This window comes from Parasutterella secunda (assembly GCF_023336895.1).
Taxonomy (GTDB): Bacteria; Pseudomonadota; Gammaproteobacteria; order Burkholderiales; family Burkholderiaceae_F; genus Aphodousia; species Aphodousia faecalis.
This window is the reverse complement of record NZ_JAMBLT010000001.1, coordinates 505,776-521,423: the sequence shown is the minus strand read 5'-3', so window position 1 is coordinate 521,423 and position 15,648 is coordinate 505,776. Positions and strand designations below refer to the sequence as shown.

Here is a 15,648-nt window from a genome sequence, read left to right as displayed (position 1 = left end):
GAACTTATCCTTAGCGATAAGTTTTTTAATACGTATGCTTCTGACATTTCCTAAAGTGGTGTCTTCTTAAATGCTTCGGCTGTAAAAATGGGGAAAATGCGATTAAAAGCAAAGTATTTGTTTTTAATCGTCTTAAACTTCTATTAACTTTAGTGACATTGGAGAAAAATAATGAAGTTGGTTTGTCCTCCGTTTAAAGGCGAAAATAAGGGCCACTACAGTGCCGGTGTTATTTCCAAAGGTATGCTCTATGTTTCGGGGCAACTGTCCATAGATCCGGATACTCGAGAAGTCTGCAAAGGTGACATCAAAGACCACACGCGACTCGCTTTAGATAATGTTGATCGAGTTTTAAAGGAAGCTGGCGTCAGGCGCGATCAAGTGGTATTTTGCCGCGTCTACACCCCTAGTGTCGAATATTGGGGCCCCATCAACGAAGTCTATGCGGAATTTTTCGGTGATCACAAACCTGGCCGCGTCGTTGTTTCTACTACAGATCTTCATTTCGGTTGTTTAGTTGAAATTGAGGCAATCGCCGAAATGGATGAAGATTAACCTTTGCGACTCGTTTTCAAAGAGAGTGTGACAAAAGTCTCTTATTTAAGCAGGGCGCAGTTAACACTCTCTTGGTTTATCCATTGAAATTCTTAAATAAAAAGCTGACACTGAGAGCAGAGCCCATAATGCGCTGGGTGGTTGATCATTATTTGATTATTGGTTTTGGTAACCTACTCTTTTATTCAAAAATTTTCTTACCCAAAATTCAATTATTAAAAAATGACACCTAGATGACAGATACAGTTTCCTCAATGTTCAGCTATCTCATTGTTTCTTAAAATTTATTTCATTTCGAATAAGTTTTGTACTTATTTCTTTGTCACCGAATCTTCACCTAAACGTCGAAATTCTTTCATAAGCGCCTTCAATAATTTCACCCATTATTGATAGGAGTTCCGTTTTCATGCTCGAATTGCGACATATCTCAAAACGTTTCGGTGACCGTGAAATTCTCTCTGATATTTCTTTGAGTATTAACCAAGGCGAAATTGTTTCAATTCTTGGACCTTCCGGATGCGGAAAAACGACTTTGTTGAATTTGATCTTGGGCTTAACGGACTTAACGGAAGGCCAGTTAATTTACGATGGAGAAGATCTCAGTCACGTTTCCATGAAAGACCGTGGCTTTAACATTGTTTTCCAGGATTTCGCGCTTTTCCCCAATTTAAACGCACGAGAAAACATTCTCTATGGTCTGAGAAACAATCCCAATGCCTCTACTCGTGAAGAAGTCAGTGATCTAATTGATTTACTTGGCTTGAGAAAACACCTCGATCAACGCATCGATGAACTGTCGGGCGGACAAAAACAACGCGTAGCCATTGCTCGAACGCTCGTTTTAAAGCCTCGCCTTTTGCTTTTGGATGAACCGCTTTCTGCACTTGATGGCATCATTAAAGAGTCCATTAAAGAAAGAATCCGCACGGTCGCGCGTCAATATAAGCTGACCACATTGATTGTGACTCACGACCCGGAAGAGGCTCTAACGTTATCCGATCGAGTTCTCATCATTAACGAAGGCAAAATCGCACAGTTTGCTGATCCGCAAACGATTATCAGCAATCCGGCCAATGACTTTATCCGACAATTTATTTTGTCGCAGCTCAACATTAAGCGAAGCAATATTCTGAAGCTTTTTAGCGAAAGTTTGCCCCAAACAACACCTGCATCATCCCGAATTGCCAAACCTCAACCCTTTCAAGCATTCGGTCAAGCCGTCGCTTAATGGAGAGGAATTTCTATGCTAGCGGCATTATTCGGTAAAGGACAAAAAGAACTAAAAGTTCTTTATATCCTCATCACGCTCACATTAGCGGCTATTTTGCTTTATCCGCTGGGCTGTGTTTTATTTCAATCCGTTTTAACCAAAGAGGGCGGTATTGGGCTAACCAATTACACCTCCCTGCTTTCACAAAGCAGCTTTTGGACAGCCTTAGCCAACAGTTTCACCGTTTCCGGTATTTCAGCAGCCATTGCGACTTTGATGGCCTTTTTCTGCGCATACGGTCTTCACTTTACAAGAATTCGCCCTGGCGTAAAAAAAGTTATTCAAATCATCGTCCTGCTGCCGCTTTTTTTGCCATCCATCACATACGGTTTTGCTGTCATCTACTCATTCGGCCGTTTAGGGCTAATCAGTCAATTGATCGCCCCTCCCCCTTTTTCCATCTATGGCTTCTGGGGACTACTGATTGCCGATGTTATTTATACGCTGCCGCCGGCTTTTCTGATTCTTTATAACGCCTTTTTTTACGTTGATCGTAACTTTATTACTGTCTCCAAATTGATGGGAGACGGTCCATGGCAAACTTTTTACATGACCGCCATCCGACCGGTTGTCGGCTCACTTCTATCTGCTTTTATCCTGAGTTTCTTCCTTTCGTTTACCGATTTCGGCATCCCGGTATCCATTGCAGGCGAATATGAAGTCATCGCCACGCAGCTTTATACAACCATGATGGGCGCCATTCCGAACTTTGGCGAAGGGGCTGTTATCGCCATGGCAATGCTTGTGCCCTCGGTTGCCTCCGTTGTTATGCTGCGTTGGGTTGATCGCTTTAATTTTCGATACAACAAAATTTCTAAAGCCGAAGTCTCGACGAACGTATTTAGAGATGCTCTGTACCTGCTTTACTACGTACTCATTTCACTTGCGCTGTTATCCGTTTTTGTCGTGATGTTTGTTGTGCCTTTCGTGAAACAATGGCCTTATCAGCCTTACTTCACGTTGGATGTCATCACTCGTATTGTCAGTGACAGCTCTATCTGGCAAGTCTATGAACACTCCATCGGCGTCGCTCTCGTCTCGGCAGCTGTCGGCACGATTTTCTGTTACGCCGCTGCTTTGGTTAAGGCTCGATCACAACTGCCCTCATGGTGTCAAACCACAATGGACTCCTTTGCCATGATCACCAACACCGTTCCGGGCATGGTGCTTGGTATCGGATTTCTCTTTGCCATGAGCGGTACGCCTTTGGCCAATACATTCACCATTTTGGTGTTAGCCAACCTTGTGCACTTCTTTACCACGCCATACATGATGGCTACCTCCGCACTTTCAAAAATGAATGCCGGCTGGGAAACAACGGGGGCTTTAATGGGCGACAGTTGGATAAAAACAGTCTCTCGCGTCATTGTCCCGAACTCTTTGCCGACGCTGTTGCAAATGTTCCAGTACTTCTTCGTCAGTGCCATGGTCACCATCAGCGCTGTTGTGTTCCTCACGGGTGCGCGCACGATGCTTTTAACAACAAAAATTAAAGAACTTCAATACTTTGAAAAATTTGAAGAAATTTTTGTTTTATCCCTTTTAGTTTTCCTTACTAACGTGGCTACGAAGCTCATTTTCGACGCTCTGACCAGTTACGTGCAAACCCATCACGGTCAAGGCTTATTGACCAGATTAAAAACCTTTTTCCAATCCGCTACGACTCGCAAAGCGAATCAGTCGATCTAATAATTAAGGAGTTAACGTATGAAACGCATCTCTGTTCTTTCCCTCTCGGTTTTAACCGCTGCTGTTTTGGGGTTGTCGGCCTGCAGCGACAATGGTGATGCCCAAAACAAGAAGACAGCCGCAACATCAGAACCCGCCAAACAAGTGGTGATCTACACCAACGCTGACGAAGAAGCACAACAAGCGATGAAAAATGCGCTCGATAACAATGGCTTCAAGGGTGCCTATCTGATGCAGTCCTTTGGCACCTCTGAGTTGGGCGGGAAGATCGCTGCTGAAGGAAAGAATATTGAAGCCGATTTGGTCACGATCAGCACTTATTATTTGGACAGTTTCCAAAAGAAAAATCAGATGTTCCAAAATTTGACGTTTAAGACCGAACCGATTAATCCCACCCCCTCTTACTACGCTCCGATTTTAGGCAATACGGGTGCTCTTTTCGTCAATACTCAAGTTCTCAAGGAATCTGGTCTGCCGGCTCCCAAGGCCATTGCCGACCTGGCTAAACCGGAATACGCGGGTCATATCTCCGTACCTGACATCATGGGTTCATCCACTTCCTGGCTGATGACCCAAGCTGTACTGTCTGCCGAGGGTGAAGAACAAGGTGCTAAGACCATCGCTGCCATCGAAAAGAACGCAGGTGCTCATTTGGAAAAATCGGGTTCCGCTCCTTTAAAGAAACTGCGCGCCGGTGAAGTGGCCGTCGGTTTCGGACTGCGTCATCAAGCCGTTGCTGATAAAGCTAAGGGCTTGCCGATTGATTACATCGATCCCGTTGAAGGCAATTTCCAGCTTCAAGAAGCCATCGCTGTTGTTGATAAGGGCGACAAGACCAATCCTAATGCTCAAAAGATGGCTGAAACCATCATCAAACATGGTCGCACGGAACTTTTGAAGTACTACCCGGTAGCTTTGTACAAGGGCGAAACGGTTTCGGCTGAAAATAAACCGGCCAATCCCAAAATGTACAAGGAAGCATTGACTGTTGAATTGCTTGAAGCTCACCAAAAATTAGTTAAAGGTCAAAATAAATAATCCTTTTTCCTATATGGCGAAATGCGGGACGATTTTTTTCGTCCCGCAACCTCTTAGAAACACTGGGAAAATTATGACTATTCAAGATCCGAATACTTACAAATTACTCACCCCCGGTCCCCTCACCTCCTCATTGACAGTGCGTGAGGAAATGCTTGTCGACCGATGCACATGGGATAAAGACTACAAGGAAATGACCCAGGAAGTGCGTCGCTCATTGCTTGAATTGGCTCACGCCGATCCTAATGAATATACAACTGTTTTGATGCAAGGCAGCGGCACATTTGGTGTTGAATCCGTGCTCTCGTCCATCCCTGGAGCCGATGATTGTGTTTTGGTCCTTGTCAATGGCGCCTACACCGAACGCATGTGCCAAATCCTTACCTACCACCACATCCATTTCAAACGGTTGGATTTTGCTTGGGACAGTATTCCGGATGCTAAAAAAGTTGACGAATTTCTAGCGAATAATCCTGATGTGACGATGGTTGCCATGGTGCACAGCGAAACCACAACCGGCATTTTAAATGACATCGCTGCCGTGGGTTCAGTTGTAAAGGCGGCCGGTAAAACCTTTGTTGTTGATGCCATGAGTTCCTTTGGCGGCGTGGATATCAACGTGCCCGAAGTCGGCATTGACTTCCTTATTTCTTCGGCCAATAAATGCATTCAAGGCGTCCCTGGTTTCTCGTTTATCATCGCCAATATTGAGAAACTGCAAGCCAGCAAAGGCAATGCCCGCTCTTTGTCTTTGGATCTTTATGATCAATGGCGCGTGATGGAAAAAGACGGCGGTAAATGGCGCTTTACCTCTCCGACTCATGTCGTTGCGGCATTTCATCGAGCTATCGCCGAATTGAAGGCAGAAGGCGGCATCGCCGCTCGTCACGCTCGCTATGCTCAATGCAACAAGATGCTTCGTGATGGAATGAAAGATCTTGGATTTGATGCTTATATTGACGTCGCTCATCAAGGACCGATCATCACAACGTTCTTCTACCCTGAGAACGCTAATTTCACATTTGCCGGTATGTACGACTACCTTAAGTCCCATGGTTACGTCATCTATCCGGGAAAACTTACCGAACGTGACACCTTCCGTTTGGGCAACATCGGTGAAATTTACGAAGAAGACGTTAAACGTGTTTTAGCGATTTTCAAAGCTTATTTAGACGAGGTTAACCATGCCTAACATTCAAGCTGTGATTTTTGACTGGGCCGGTACAACCGTTGATTTCGGCTCAACAAGTCCTGTCAGCGCTTTTATGGAAGCTTTTCGTCGTGCGGGCATTGAAGTCACCGACGAAGAAACTCGCGCCCCAATGGGTCTTTTAAAACGTGACCATATTCGCACGATGTTGCGCATGCCGCGCATTGAAAAAGCCTGGGAAGAACGCTACAAGCGCACTCCCGATTCCGATGACGTTGAAGCCCTTTATGCTGACTTTGAGCCGGCGTTGATGGCCGTGTTGCCTCAGCATTGTGACATTAAGCCTTATGTCTTGGACACTGTTGCCGCTTTGCGTCAAAAGGGCATCAAGATTGGTTCGACCACCGGTTTTACCGCTTCCATGATGGAAGTCGTCGCTCGTGAAGCATCGAAGGCTGGCTATAACCCTGACATGCTTGTAACCGCAGATGACACCGGCGGTTTTGGCCGCCCTTGGCCTTACATGGTATTTGAAAATATGAAGCGCCTCGGGCTTCAAGACGTTCGTCGCATTGTTAAAGTCGGTGATACTGTATCTGACATGCGCGAAGGTAAAAATGCCGGGTTAATTGCCGTTGGCGTCACGGAAGGCAGTTCTATCATTGGCTTAGACAAAGCCTCCTGGGATAAATTGCCCTCTCTGGAACAATTTGCCCTTCGTAAAAAAGCTCGTGAAATGTTCTTTGCCAACGGTGCTGATTTTGTTATTGACACCATGGAAGAACTGCCCAAATTAATTGAAGCCATTGAAAATGGCGAGAAAGCCTAAAAAGCTTAAATTCTGAGCTTTGTTAGAAGAAAAACTCGTTCTCACGCGTTAATTTCGCAACAGGAGCGAGTTTTTTTTCAATGGCCTGTTGTGCGGCAGGCGGTAAACTTCTTGCTCCTTGCGGGCACATTGCTACACACCTCATACACAAAATACATTTAGATGGATCAGTTTTCTTGGGATCAGTAATCCAAATAGCCATTGTCGGACATCGCTGAATACACATGCCACATCGAACACACTTACCACTGACTACGGGAGTAACCGGCATTTTGCTCCAAGCTCGATAGGGACGGTTGCCCGGCACTTCAACCGGAACAGCGTGCATATCATCGTATTTTTGTAGCGCGAAACGAGCAAACACCGAAAGATTTTGGAAATCAATTTCTGTCGGTCGATTGGCTGCCACAGTAGGCACCATCGAATGCTGCGTTACAACGGCGGCACTGGCAATTGGAATGCCGCCTCTGACTAGAATCGTGTCATTTAATTCCAATAAGGCATCTTCATATGCTCTATTGCCATAAGTTACAAGCGTAATCACGCGAGTTGACTCAAATGTTACTTTCCGAAGCCGCTCAACCACAAGCCCCGGTATCCGACCTCCATAAACGGGACAAGCAATAATTACCCGCTCATCTTTTCCGAAGGTGCACTCCTTTAAGAACGGATCGGACAAATCTACCGTCCTATCTACTCCTCCCATCTGCTCAGCAACGTGACGGATAACCTTTAACGTGTGACCAGCCGCACTAAAAAATACAATCGAAAAACGCATGGGGCACCTCATTTTTTCTTTTCATCATAGCGCAAAAAAACGCATCTACAAGTTGCCCCCAACACATAAATATCACGGATTTGCCTCTTTTAGCCAACGAAGGATCTGTTCATCTAAATCACTATCTCCATTTCCGTAAACCGTCAAACTTTGCGTTACTGTCGATTTCGGACACATTTGAACAAAATCATCCCTCGTTTGCATAAGACCACCACCCCCATGGGTATTAAAAGGCATGATGACTTTCCCGGAAAGATCGGTTTGACTTAGCCATGAAGCGACGGGACGAGCGATGTGATGCCACCATGTCGGCGTACCTATGATGAGAACATCGAAATTATTCAAATCAATGGATGGAGCATGAATTGGCGGCAAATAACCTTTTTGCATTTCCTCTCGCACTTGATTTGTTGTCGGGCGATAGGCGTTTGGATAAGGCGTTTGAGGAACAATTTCAAACACTGGAGCCGCTGTCAAAGCAGAAATACGAGATGCCACAGTTCGGGTGTTCCCGCTATGGCTATAGTAAACAATAGCGGTTCGTTTCATCGGAAATTGAGCGGCTTCTTTGGCTAGGCTTGAATGCGTTCCAACGAGTGTTGTGAGTCCAACAACAGCTTTCAAGAATTCTCTTTTTGACAACATGTCTATAACCTCCCACTATTCTGCTTCTAATTTACTGGGAGAAGTAACGTTTTATTGACTCAAAAATGCCGAATTATTGTTTATTTAAAGCAAGTTGCAGAAAACTAAACGCGAAAGCGATTATTTTCTTTCTTAGAAGGCAAAAGCATTACAAAAATACCAAACACAACTAAGGCATTGACAATCCAGGTCTGCACCTCAAGACCTGTCATTAAGGGAGGAAGGAAATAACAGAGACACCACCATCCGCTCACACCGATATCATGCAACCGTCTGACCGTCAGGGCCAGGCCTGGAACAAAGGAGTAAAGAGCAAAAACAAAAACTAAGGAAGTGGTTAAATAAATCGGCCAGGTTATAACTTCATCGGCTGTCACAACAAGCAAATTACAGACCACACCCAAAGCAATAAAAGTGCAATAAGCAATGATCTGAAATAGGATCAGCCCAAGCCATTCCTTTCGATCTGAACAGCTTTTGAAATCAGCATATCGCTCACGTCCATAAGCTTGAGTGAGCCAATGAACAATTGACAATCTGTGTTCCTTTTTTCAGTTTATCCAGGATAAGAATACTCAAACCTCTCCTTCTTATCAGTCACTTTTCTTTAAACCAAAGAAACATACGACCACATCGCGACCAAAATAATTTGACCGGTAACCACACGCAAGAACATCGCCAGAGGATAGACCGTGGAATAGGCCACGGCCGTTGCACTTTTTTCTGAAAGCGAAGCCGCGTAGGCCAATATCGGCGAATTTGTACAGGCACCGATCAACAATCCCAAAATGGTGTGATAGTTCATTTTGAGGAAAAGACGAGAAATAACACCGACCAAAATTTGCGGTACAAACGTAATAATAAAGCCGATGCCTACGTACAAAAGACCGTTACCGGCAACGAGGCTATCGACAAAGGTGCCGCCAGCCGTCAAGCCGACGCTCGCTAAAAAGAGCGAAATACCAATCTCTCTGACGGCCAAATTAGCCGCATTGGTGGTGTACGTTGCCAAGTGAAGTGTTGCTCCGAAGCGCCCCAACAAAATAGAGATAACCAAAGGGCCGCCGGCCAAACCCAATTTAATCGGCGTGGGCATCCCGGGAACCATCAAGGGAATAGAGCCGACCAAAACCCCTAAGGTAATACCCAGGAAAATAGCGGCCAAATTGGGCTGCTCCAACACCTTGGGACGATTACCCACAATACCGGCTAACCGCTTAATGGCATTAATCGGACCGACGCACTGCAAGATATCACCAACTTGCAAATGCATTTTGTCGTATGGGAATAATTCCATACCGGCTCGCCAAACGCGTGTAATGTGCACGCCATCGGTATTACTCAACTCCAAGTCACCAACAGTTCGTCCATTCATTTCATTGCGCGTAACAATGACACGCTGCCGCTCAATCGGAGAGTGCTCTGTTGCCAAATCAATGCGATTGTCTTCCTGACCAAAAGCCGCCACAATATCCATCTTCTGTTCGGGAGTGGCCACTACACGAATCGTATCTCCGTAATGCAATACCGTATCGGCGAATGGACTGGTTATCTCGCCTTTGTGCAAAAGGCGAGAACAAATAAAGGGCCTAGGAATACGACGGCGACATTCTCGAATGGTTAGTCCGTCAAGCATATGGTTTGTGATGTATATGTGGAAAACCACAGGGGCTTGATTAATTTCTTTTTCTTCATCTTCCCATTGGCGATCTTCTTGTTCCAAATCCACCCGGAACATCACACGTAAAAGAATAGCGATACCAATAATCGTCACCAAACCCAACGGATAGGCGCAGGCATAAGCAATAGCGATATCTTCACCATGGTATCCCATATCTGCCAAAGCTTCTTTTGTAGCGCCCAACCCTGGTGTACAAGTAATGGCCCCGTAGTGCACACCCAAAATTTGCGCCAGTGAAACATGGTCGCTGAATATGAAGTACAAAATAACCGTTAAGGCAATACCCGTGAGAACTGTAAAAAGCATCAGCCCATTTAAAACTAAGCCGACACTTTTAAAGGATGAAAAAAATGACGGTCCCACCTGAAGACCGACAAAGAAAATAAAAACAATCAGACCGAAGTCTCTGGTAAATCCCAAAACATCCGGATTAATTTTGACACCGAAGTGCGCGAACAAAAGACCTACGAACAAAACACCAATGACGCCCAGAGAAATTCCCTTGACTTTTATTCGCCCGACCGCCAGCCCAATAGTGATAATAGCCGCATAAATCAGCGCAATATGGGCAATTGAATTTGTATCGGTGAGGAGCGAATGGAACCATTCCATAGTGTTCGTTGCCTTTATCAAAAGACCGTATGAACGGAGAAATAAGCAGAATTACTTACAGGCGTAAGTGTATGCGTTCAAAACAAATTTCTCGATTAATGAATTCCCTTATATGGCAAGCGGATTAGTCAAAAAAACTGCAATCTTTTATCCATTCACTTTAATGTCTTGTTCTTCCGCTCTAGGTACGATTTTCATTAGGAAATGGCTTTGCGGATGTTCTCGGAGTATCTGTCGAAGCAACTTACGCAAAGAACTTTCTCTCACTGAGTCAAGGAGGCCTAATTGGATCAGCCTTGATCACTCATTTTTGCAAAGCCTCCACACTCAGACTTTATGGTTTTCTCATAAACAAAATGGGGAAAGTTCCCCCGTGTTCATCTATCGCCGATCGATCGTAAACTTCAAATCCCATGTGCTCATAAAATCCTATTGCCTGCTGATTTTGCTCGTTAACCACCACATCGGTAATTGGATAAAGGGACATGGTCTCTTGTATCAATTTCTTGCCAAGACCGTGTCCGCGATAGTGAGTAGCAATAAAAAGCATTTCAATCTTTTGACCGGAAATTCCAAGAAAACCGTGTATTGAACCCGTATTTTCTCGCGCGACAAATAAATGTGGAACTGCCTTTATGGCATGGGGAACATAGAGTTTGATTGTTTCAATATCTGCATGTGTTAAGAAAGAATGAGTAGCCCGCACAGAATCTTCCCAAATATCCACTATCTGTTCTTTGGTTGTTTTTTAATTCGCAAATGATCATTCTTCAATTAAAAAAAAATTCCGCATCAGTCTTAACTGTGCGGAAAGTTGCTTGGTGCCCGTTGACCGAGGAATTTATCAATAAAAATCACATAGTTATCGCAATTTTAGGCCAAATTATGTCGATTGCTGTGGTTTGGCTTGATGTTGCAATTTGAAACAAGATTGCTGCTAATTAATCATTCTGCCCGCTGTTCGAATTGCTTTTTTGAATCCATGGACTCGAACAGTGACCAATCGCATTGAAGAACTTCCTGTCAATTGCAAAGCTTCAAACAAGCTCAAACTTTGCCATCTTCATTTACCTACTGCAATAAGAGGCTTGGGCAACTTCCCCTGCACTACCCAATTAGAAAGCGTCTTCGGGTTTCGAACCCACAGATTTTACAGGCTTGGTATTTATCCAGATGATAGAAGTTTTTATACCAATCCTCTGGAACGTGTGCCTGATGTTTTTTTCTAAGATGTGCACCACACGGTACCCATAATTGATTTAATTACAGATACCGTACTATTAACGTGAAGTAAAAATAGTTAACAAACTGTCGCGTAGCAAACTTGCTGAGTTTCAAAAATTAGTTTGAGACGGCGAGTGCTACGCGCCATCTTTTTTTATATTGCTCCTTAGGTGCCTTTAACTTATCAATAATTATCCTTTGGAGCAAAGGTGCAGGCCGACAACACCAACGATACATACTCCAATAAAAAAAATTTGTCCCTTAGTAAGGCTTTCATTGAAGAGTAAAGCACCTGCTACGAGTACACCAACAGCACCAAGCGTTGTCCAAATGGCATATGTGAGTCCTGAAGGCAGAGTCCTCATCACACGCGCTAAAAGATACATGTTCGCACAAGTGAGAGCTATAGGTATAAGTGCAAAAAATCGACTAAGTGAAAAGTAGGATAATGCTTTGAGGCTGCATCCCCAAGCGATTTCAGTCACAACAGCGACCATCAACAGAGCCCAAGTTGAAAGCATCTTGAATTTCCTTTATTTTGGGCTCATGATGAAATATCCCTTCTGTCTGCATGGAAACCCACAGATGCAGGCAGAAGCGAGACGGTTACGAACTCCCATCAGGTGTGCTCATTTTAACAAATCTCTGCTTGAAGTTTGACCGCTTGATCATCACTTCTGTTTTATTCTTAAGTGGTAGTTTGTTAATTATTTTTATTTCGCCCTAATAACTTGCACTTTAATCCGATTACTCGTCTGGATTAATGGTGTTGACAAACGGCCAGGGGCCGCTGAAGTCACTCTGGAAAGGCAGTTGACCGAAATGAGTCACCCAACCATCTTCCAAGAAGGTATGCATCGCATAGCCCGGCGTTTCAAATACAAATTCATCACCACCTTTAGGCGTCAAGTCCAGGAGCATTTGCAGCGAAACGGACGGAGCAGTCACAACGACAGTTCCTGTCTTTGTTAAAGTGGTTACTGGACGGTGTAGGTGCCCCGTGCACATGCGCACATTCTTGTGGCGTTTCAAAATGTCTAGAAGACGCTCAGCGTTACCAAAGGGCTCATCCATGTAACCCATTCCAGGTTTGACCGGTGTGTGATGTGAAAAAACCAACGTCGGTTTGTTTACTTTTTCAAGTTCAGTTTCCAACTTATCTAACACCGCATCGGGCACAGCCCCCCAGTGAATGCCCGGCTGCAACGTATCCAAAAGAAATAGGAAGTAATCACCCAAGTCCACAGAAAAACTTAAATTTTGCTCACTGAAATAACCGGGGCAGAAAGAACTCAACGATTCCCTTTAAAATCAGGGCGTAGAAGTAAAAAAAGCACACAACAAGAATTGTGTGCTTTTGTCGTTGTTGGTGCCCGTTGACTGACTCGAACAGACGACCTACCGCTTACAAGGCGGTTGCTCTACCAACTGAGCTAAACGGGCATCAAAGAAGCGCTTATTTTACACGAGAAAAAACCGGTTTGGGAGGGGGCGGTTTAATTTCTTCATCCTCGGGTTCATCACTATTAGGACTGAACATCATTCCTTTATTCGGTTCTTCTTGCGGGAACATTCCGGCAATGTTGCGATAAGGAACCCGACACCGCAGCGCCTTCTCTCCAAAACGGGCTTCAAAACTAATTTCTCGATCGTCAAATGTTAAGTTATGAGTAGCCTCAGAGGATATGTCGAAAATAATTTGTCCATCTTCAACAAACTCCTGAGGCACTACGCAATTATCATCGACCCGCACGAGAACATAGGGTGTCAGCCCCACGTCCGTGCACCAATTCCAAATGGCTTGAACCAAATAGGACTTAATGGATGGTCTTGACATAATCGAAAAACCTTTCTTTATTTAGCGGCGCATCACTTTTTCTGACGGCGTCATGGAGTCAATAAAAGACTGACGCGAGAAAAGTCGCTCGGCGTACTTATGCAACGGAGCTGCAGACTTGGGCAACTCAATACCGTAAACACCCAAACGCCACAACAACGGAGCCATCACGACATCTAACATCGTGAAGTCTTCACCGAAGATGTATTTATTCTTCGTGAAAATCGGAGCCATCGCCGTCAATTGGTCGCGAATATTTGTACGTGCGATTTCTTTGGCAGCCTCGTCAGCCTGACGGGATTCAAGTGTCTTCACATGAGTGAACAGCTCACGTTCAAAATTGAACATAAACAGACGAACCCGAGCACGCAATACGGGCTCAGCCGGCATCAATTGCGGGTGCGGGAAACGTTCATCCAAATATTCACAGATGATATTGGCTTCGTAGAGGAAAAATTCACGTTCGACCAAAACCGGTACTTCACCGTAAGGATTCATCGTGAGGATATCGGCCGGAATGTTATTAACGTCAACATCACGAACTTCAAAGTCCATTCCCTTTTCATACAAAAGGAAACGGCAACGGTGAGAAAACGGGCACGTCGTACCGGAATACAAAATCATCTCTAACTCCTTGGTGTGCAAAAAACTTAATCACAACAAATCGTTAATCTGTGCTCCAAACACAAAAAAGCACACCGTTTTTTAATTTTAAAAGGTTCAGCGAAAAAACGCCATCGAAAAGCCATTTTTCCCTTAAAAATCATTTAATTAGATTGGATTTTCATCGTCGACAAAAATACACTCCAATCCATGGTTTTCACCAAGCCAATCGCTAAGCGCCTTTATGCCCAAACGTTCAGTGGCATGATGCCCGCAAACCAAAAACGGAACATGCATTTCTCGGGCTAAATGGGTGGTCCGCTCAGTTGCTTCCCCACTTATATAAGCATCAGCCCCCATGGCAATCGCTTCTTCAAAGAAGTCTTCCGCCGCACCAGAGCACCAGGCCAATCGAGAAACGGTCTTGGTTTGATCACCCAACACCAAAGGTGAACGGTTCAAACTTTTTTCTAAATGAGAAGCTAGCGCCTGTACCGTGATCGGCGGCACAAGACCACTCCAAATAAAGTTATTCTCCCCACCCTGGGCTACATCCGTGGCCGCTAACAATTGGGCCATCTGAGCGTTATTGCCCAAAGTGATGTGAGCATCAAGCGGCAAGTGATAGGCTATTAAATTGATATCCCCGCTCATGAGTGTTTTCAGACGACGATACTTCGTTGCGACGACTGCCGGATTTTCACCTCGCCAAAACCAGCCATGGTGCACCAATAAAGCGTCTGCTTTCAAAGCAAGAGCCTGATCCAAAACGTTTTGTGTAGCAGAAACCGCCGTCACAATACGTGATATCTCGCCTTTTCCCTCAACCTGCAAACCATTGGGCGCGTAATCCTTAAAAAGTTCAGGGTGCAAAAGATCGTTGAGAATTTCAATCAGATGTTGTCTTTGCATAGGACTTCTCCGCTTATCATTTGGAGAAAAAACAAGCTGTGGCTAAGACTCGCCGGAGTCTTCCTTCTTACCGAAAAGTTTTACGCACCACAAGCCTACTTGATAGAGTACAACCAAGGGAACAGCCAATAAACACTGACTCATCACATCAGGAGGAGTCACGATTGCCGCTACCACAAAGGCGCCCACAATAACGTAAGGACGTATTTTGCACATACGCTCGTAACTGGCCACACCCATTCGATTTAGGACCATCACGACGATAGGCACTTCAAAGGTAATCCCAAAAGCCACAAACATGGTGATGACGAAACTGAAATAGGCATCAATGTCAGGGGCAAAATTGACGCTTTCCGGACTAAAGCCTGCGATAAACATAAAGACCATCCGGAAAACAATGAAGTAACAGTAAAGCATCCCCAAGGCAAACATTACAATGCTTGAGGCAAGAATCGGGAAAATTAAACGTTTTTCTCGCTTGTAAAGCCCCGGCGCAATAAAAGCCCAAACCTGATACAACACATAGGGCAACGCGATCAAAAAAGCCAAAAACAGAGTGACTTTCAACGGGACAAAAAAGGGAGCGACGACGCCTGTTGACAACATTTTGACACCTTGAGGCAAAGCCGCCATCAGCGGCTGACTCAAAAGGTCAAAAATGTGCTTCATGAATGGAGAAAGCACGGCAAAAACAACAAGCACACTCACCGCAGCCCGCACCAGTCGGCTTCTGAGCTCCAGCAAATGCGACATTAGAGGTTGTTCACGATCAACCTCTTCGTCTTCCGGGCTTTCATAGGTTAACTTTTTGTTGTCAGCCATCTG

The 15,648-nt window shown here is 44.8% G+C and carries 17 protein-coding genes and 1 tRNA gene; 6 read left to right on the top strand and 12 right to left on the bottom strand.

Translation table 11 applies throughout. The features are described from left to right. The first annotated feature begins 171 nt into the window (after positions 1–171). The 6 genes from M3080_RS02550 to phnX all read left to right on the top strand — a co-directional run bounded on the left by M3080_RS02550 (position 172) and on the right by phnX (position 6,531). Entirely contained in the window at positions 172–555 is a 384-nt protein-coding gene (locus M3080_RS02550) for a RidA family protein (RefSeq protein WP_022472662.1), read from the top strand. Positions 556–961: 406 nt separating this feature from the next. Continuing rightward, entirely contained in the window at positions 962–1,783 is an 822-nt protein-coding gene (locus tag M3080_RS02545; RefSeq protein ID WP_022472660.1) for an ABC transporter ATP-binding protein, read from the top strand. Between the two features lie 15 nt (positions 1,784–1,798). Further along, the gene (locus M3080_RS02540; RefSeq protein WP_249091734.1) at positions 1,799–3,514 is read left to right on the top strand and encodes an ABC transporter permease subunit; all 1,716 of its coding nucleotides are present in this window, start codon (positions 1,799–1,801) and stop codon (positions 3,512–3,514) included. Between the two features lie 18 nt (positions 3,515–3,532). Beyond that, the gene (locus M3080_RS02535) at positions 3,533–4,552 is read left to right on the top strand and encodes an extracellular solute-binding protein (protein WP_249091733.1); all 1,020 of its coding nucleotides are present in this window, start codon (positions 3,533–3,535) and stop codon (positions 4,550–4,552) included. 73 nt (positions 4,553–4,625) lie between these two features. Further along, positions 4,626–5,744 carry a 2-aminoethylphosphonate--pyruvate transaminase gene (phnW, locus tag M3080_RS02530; protein WP_249091732.1) on the top strand — a complete coding sequence of 373 codons (1,119 nt, stop codon included), beginning with the start codon at positions 4,626–4,628 and terminating at the stop codon, positions 5,742–5,744. Further along, positions 5,737–6,531 (top strand): phosphonoacetaldehyde hydrolase, encoded by a 795-nt coding sequence (gene phnX / locus M3080_RS02525; protein ID WP_249091731.1) that lies wholly within the window; start codon positions 5,737–5,739, stop codon positions 6,529–6,531. Before phnW ends, phnX begins: the two co-directional genes overlap by 8 nt. A gap of 22 nt (positions 6,532–6,553) precedes the next feature. Here the strand turns inward: phnX and M3080_RS02520 are convergent, their stop codons facing one another. From M3080_RS02520 to tatC, 12 genes are all read right to left on the bottom strand, one after another. Next, the gene (locus M3080_RS02520) at positions 6,554–7,309 is read right to left on the bottom strand and encodes an EFR1 family ferrodoxin (RefSeq protein ID WP_022472655.1); all 756 of its coding nucleotides are present in this window, start codon (positions 7,307–7,309) and stop codon (positions 6,554–6,556) included. 72 nt (positions 7,310–7,381) lie between these two features. Beyond that, positions 7,382–7,954 carry a flavodoxin gene (locus tag M3080_RS02515; protein WP_249091729.1) on the bottom strand — a complete coding sequence of 191 codons (573 nt, stop codon included), beginning with the start codon at positions 7,952–7,954 and terminating at the stop codon, positions 7,382–7,384. 104 nt (positions 7,955–8,058) lie between these two features. Beyond that, the gene (locus M3080_RS02510; protein WP_249091727.1) at positions 8,059–8,490 is read right to left on the bottom strand and encodes a DUF805 domain-containing protein; all 432 of its coding nucleotides are present in this window, start codon (positions 8,488–8,490) and stop codon (positions 8,059–8,061) included. A gap of 71 nt (positions 8,491–8,561) precedes the next feature. Beyond that, positions 8,562–10,247, bottom strand: a complete 1,686-nt coding sequence (locus M3080_RS02505; protein WP_022472652.1) for a putative transporter — start codon at positions 10,245–10,247, stop codon at positions 8,562–8,564. Positions 10,248–10,581: 334 nt separating this feature from the next. Continuing rightward, the gene (locus M3080_RS02500) at positions 10,582–10,974 is read right to left on the bottom strand and encodes a GNAT family N-acetyltransferase (protein WP_249091726.1); all 393 of its coding nucleotides are present in this window, start codon (positions 10,972–10,974) and stop codon (positions 10,582–10,584) included. Between the two features lie 688 nt (positions 10,975–11,662). Further along, positions 11,663–11,992: a DMT family transporter gene (locus tag M3080_RS02495; protein ID WP_205050099.1), complete on the bottom strand. Its 330-nt coding sequence runs from the start codon at positions 11,990–11,992 to the stop codon at positions 11,663–11,665. A gap of 226 nt (positions 11,993–12,218) precedes the next feature. Continuing rightward, positions 12,219–12,767 (bottom strand): metallophosphoesterase family protein, encoded by a 549-nt coding sequence (locus M3080_RS02490; RefSeq protein ID WP_249091723.1) that lies wholly within the window; start codon positions 12,765–12,767, stop codon positions 12,219–12,221. 71 nt (positions 12,768–12,838) lie between these two features. Beyond that, a tRNA-Thr gene (locus M3080_RS02485) sits at positions 12,839–12,914 on the bottom strand. Between the two features lie 13 nt (positions 12,915–12,927). Further along, entirely contained in the window at positions 12,928–13,308 is a 381-nt protein-coding gene (locus tag M3080_RS02480; RefSeq protein ID WP_022472195.1) for a stringent starvation protein B, read from the bottom strand. 21 nt (positions 13,309–13,329) lie between these two features. Next, the gene (locus M3080_RS02475) at positions 13,330–13,932 is read right to left on the bottom strand and encodes a glutathione S-transferase N-terminal domain-containing protein (RefSeq protein WP_022472196.1); all 603 of its coding nucleotides are present in this window, start codon (positions 13,930–13,932) and stop codon (positions 13,330–13,332) included. Positions 13,933–14,079: 147 nt separating this feature from the next. Continuing rightward, positions 14,080–14,823, bottom strand: a complete 744-nt coding sequence (locus M3080_RS02470; RefSeq protein ID WP_249091722.1) for a Nif3-like dinuclear metal center hexameric protein — start codon at positions 14,821–14,823, stop codon at positions 14,080–14,082. A 42-nt stretch (positions 14,824–14,865) separates the two neighbouring features. Further along, a complete protein-coding gene (gene tatC, locus M3080_RS02465) occupies positions 14,866–15,645 on the bottom strand; it encodes a twin-arginine translocase subunit TatC (RefSeq protein WP_022472198.1) in 780 nt (259 codons plus the stop codon). Between the last annotated feature and the right edge of the window lie 3 nt (positions 15,646–15,648).

Bases quoted from the DNA above. Each gene is read 5' to 3' on its own strand.
- M3080_RS02550 (WP_022472662.1), top strand. From the start codon at position 172: ATGAAGTTGGTTTGTCCTCCGTTTAAAGGCGAAAATAAGGGCCACTAC.
- M3080_RS02545 (WP_022472660.1), top strand. From the start codon at position 962: ATGCTCGAATTGCGACATATCTCAAAACGTTTCGGTGACCGTGAAATT.
- M3080_RS02540 (WP_249091734.1), top strand. From the start codon at position 1,799: ATGCTAGCGGCATTATTCGGTAAAGGACAAAAAGAACTAAAAGTTCTT.
- M3080_RS02535 (WP_249091733.1), top strand. From the start codon at position 3,533: ATGAAACGCATCTCTGTTCTTTCCCTCTCGGTTTTAACCGCTGCTGTT.
- phnW (WP_249091732.1), top strand. From the start codon at position 4,626: ATGACTATTCAAGATCCGAATACTTACAAATTACTCACCCCCGGTCCC.
- phnX (WP_249091731.1), top strand. From the start codon at position 5,737: ATGCCTAACATTCAAGCTGTGATTTTTGACTGGGCCGGTACAACCGTT.
- M3080_RS02520 (WP_022472655.1), bottom strand. From the start codon at position 7,309: ATGCGTTTTTCGATTGTATTTTTTAGTGCGGCTGGTCACACGTTAAAG.
- M3080_RS02515 (WP_249091729.1), bottom strand. From the start codon at position 7,954: ATGTTGTCAAAAAGAGAATTCTTGAAAGCTGTTGTTGGACTCACAACA.
- M3080_RS02505 (WP_022472652.1), bottom strand. From the start codon at position 10,247: ATGGAATGGTTCCATTCGCTCCTCACCGATACAAATTCAATTGCCCAT.
- M3080_RS02495 (WP_205050099.1), bottom strand. From the start codon at position 11,992: ATGCTTTCAACTTGGGCTCTGTTGATGGTCGCTGTTGTGACTGAAATC.
- M3080_RS02480 (WP_022472195.1), bottom strand. From the start codon at position 13,308: ATGTCAAGACCATCCATTAAGTCCTATTTGGTTCAAGCCATTTGGAAT.
- M3080_RS02475 (WP_022472196.1), bottom strand. From the start codon at position 13,932: ATGATTTTGTATTCCGGTACGACGTGCCCGTTTTCTCACCGTTGCCGT.
- M3080_RS02470 (WP_249091722.1), bottom strand. From the start codon at position 14,823: ATGCAAAGACAACATCTGATTGAAATTCTCAACGATCTTTTGCACCCT.
- tatC (WP_022472198.1), bottom strand. From the start codon at position 15,645: ATGGCTGACAACAAAAAGTTAACCTATGAAAGCCCGGAAGACGAAGAG.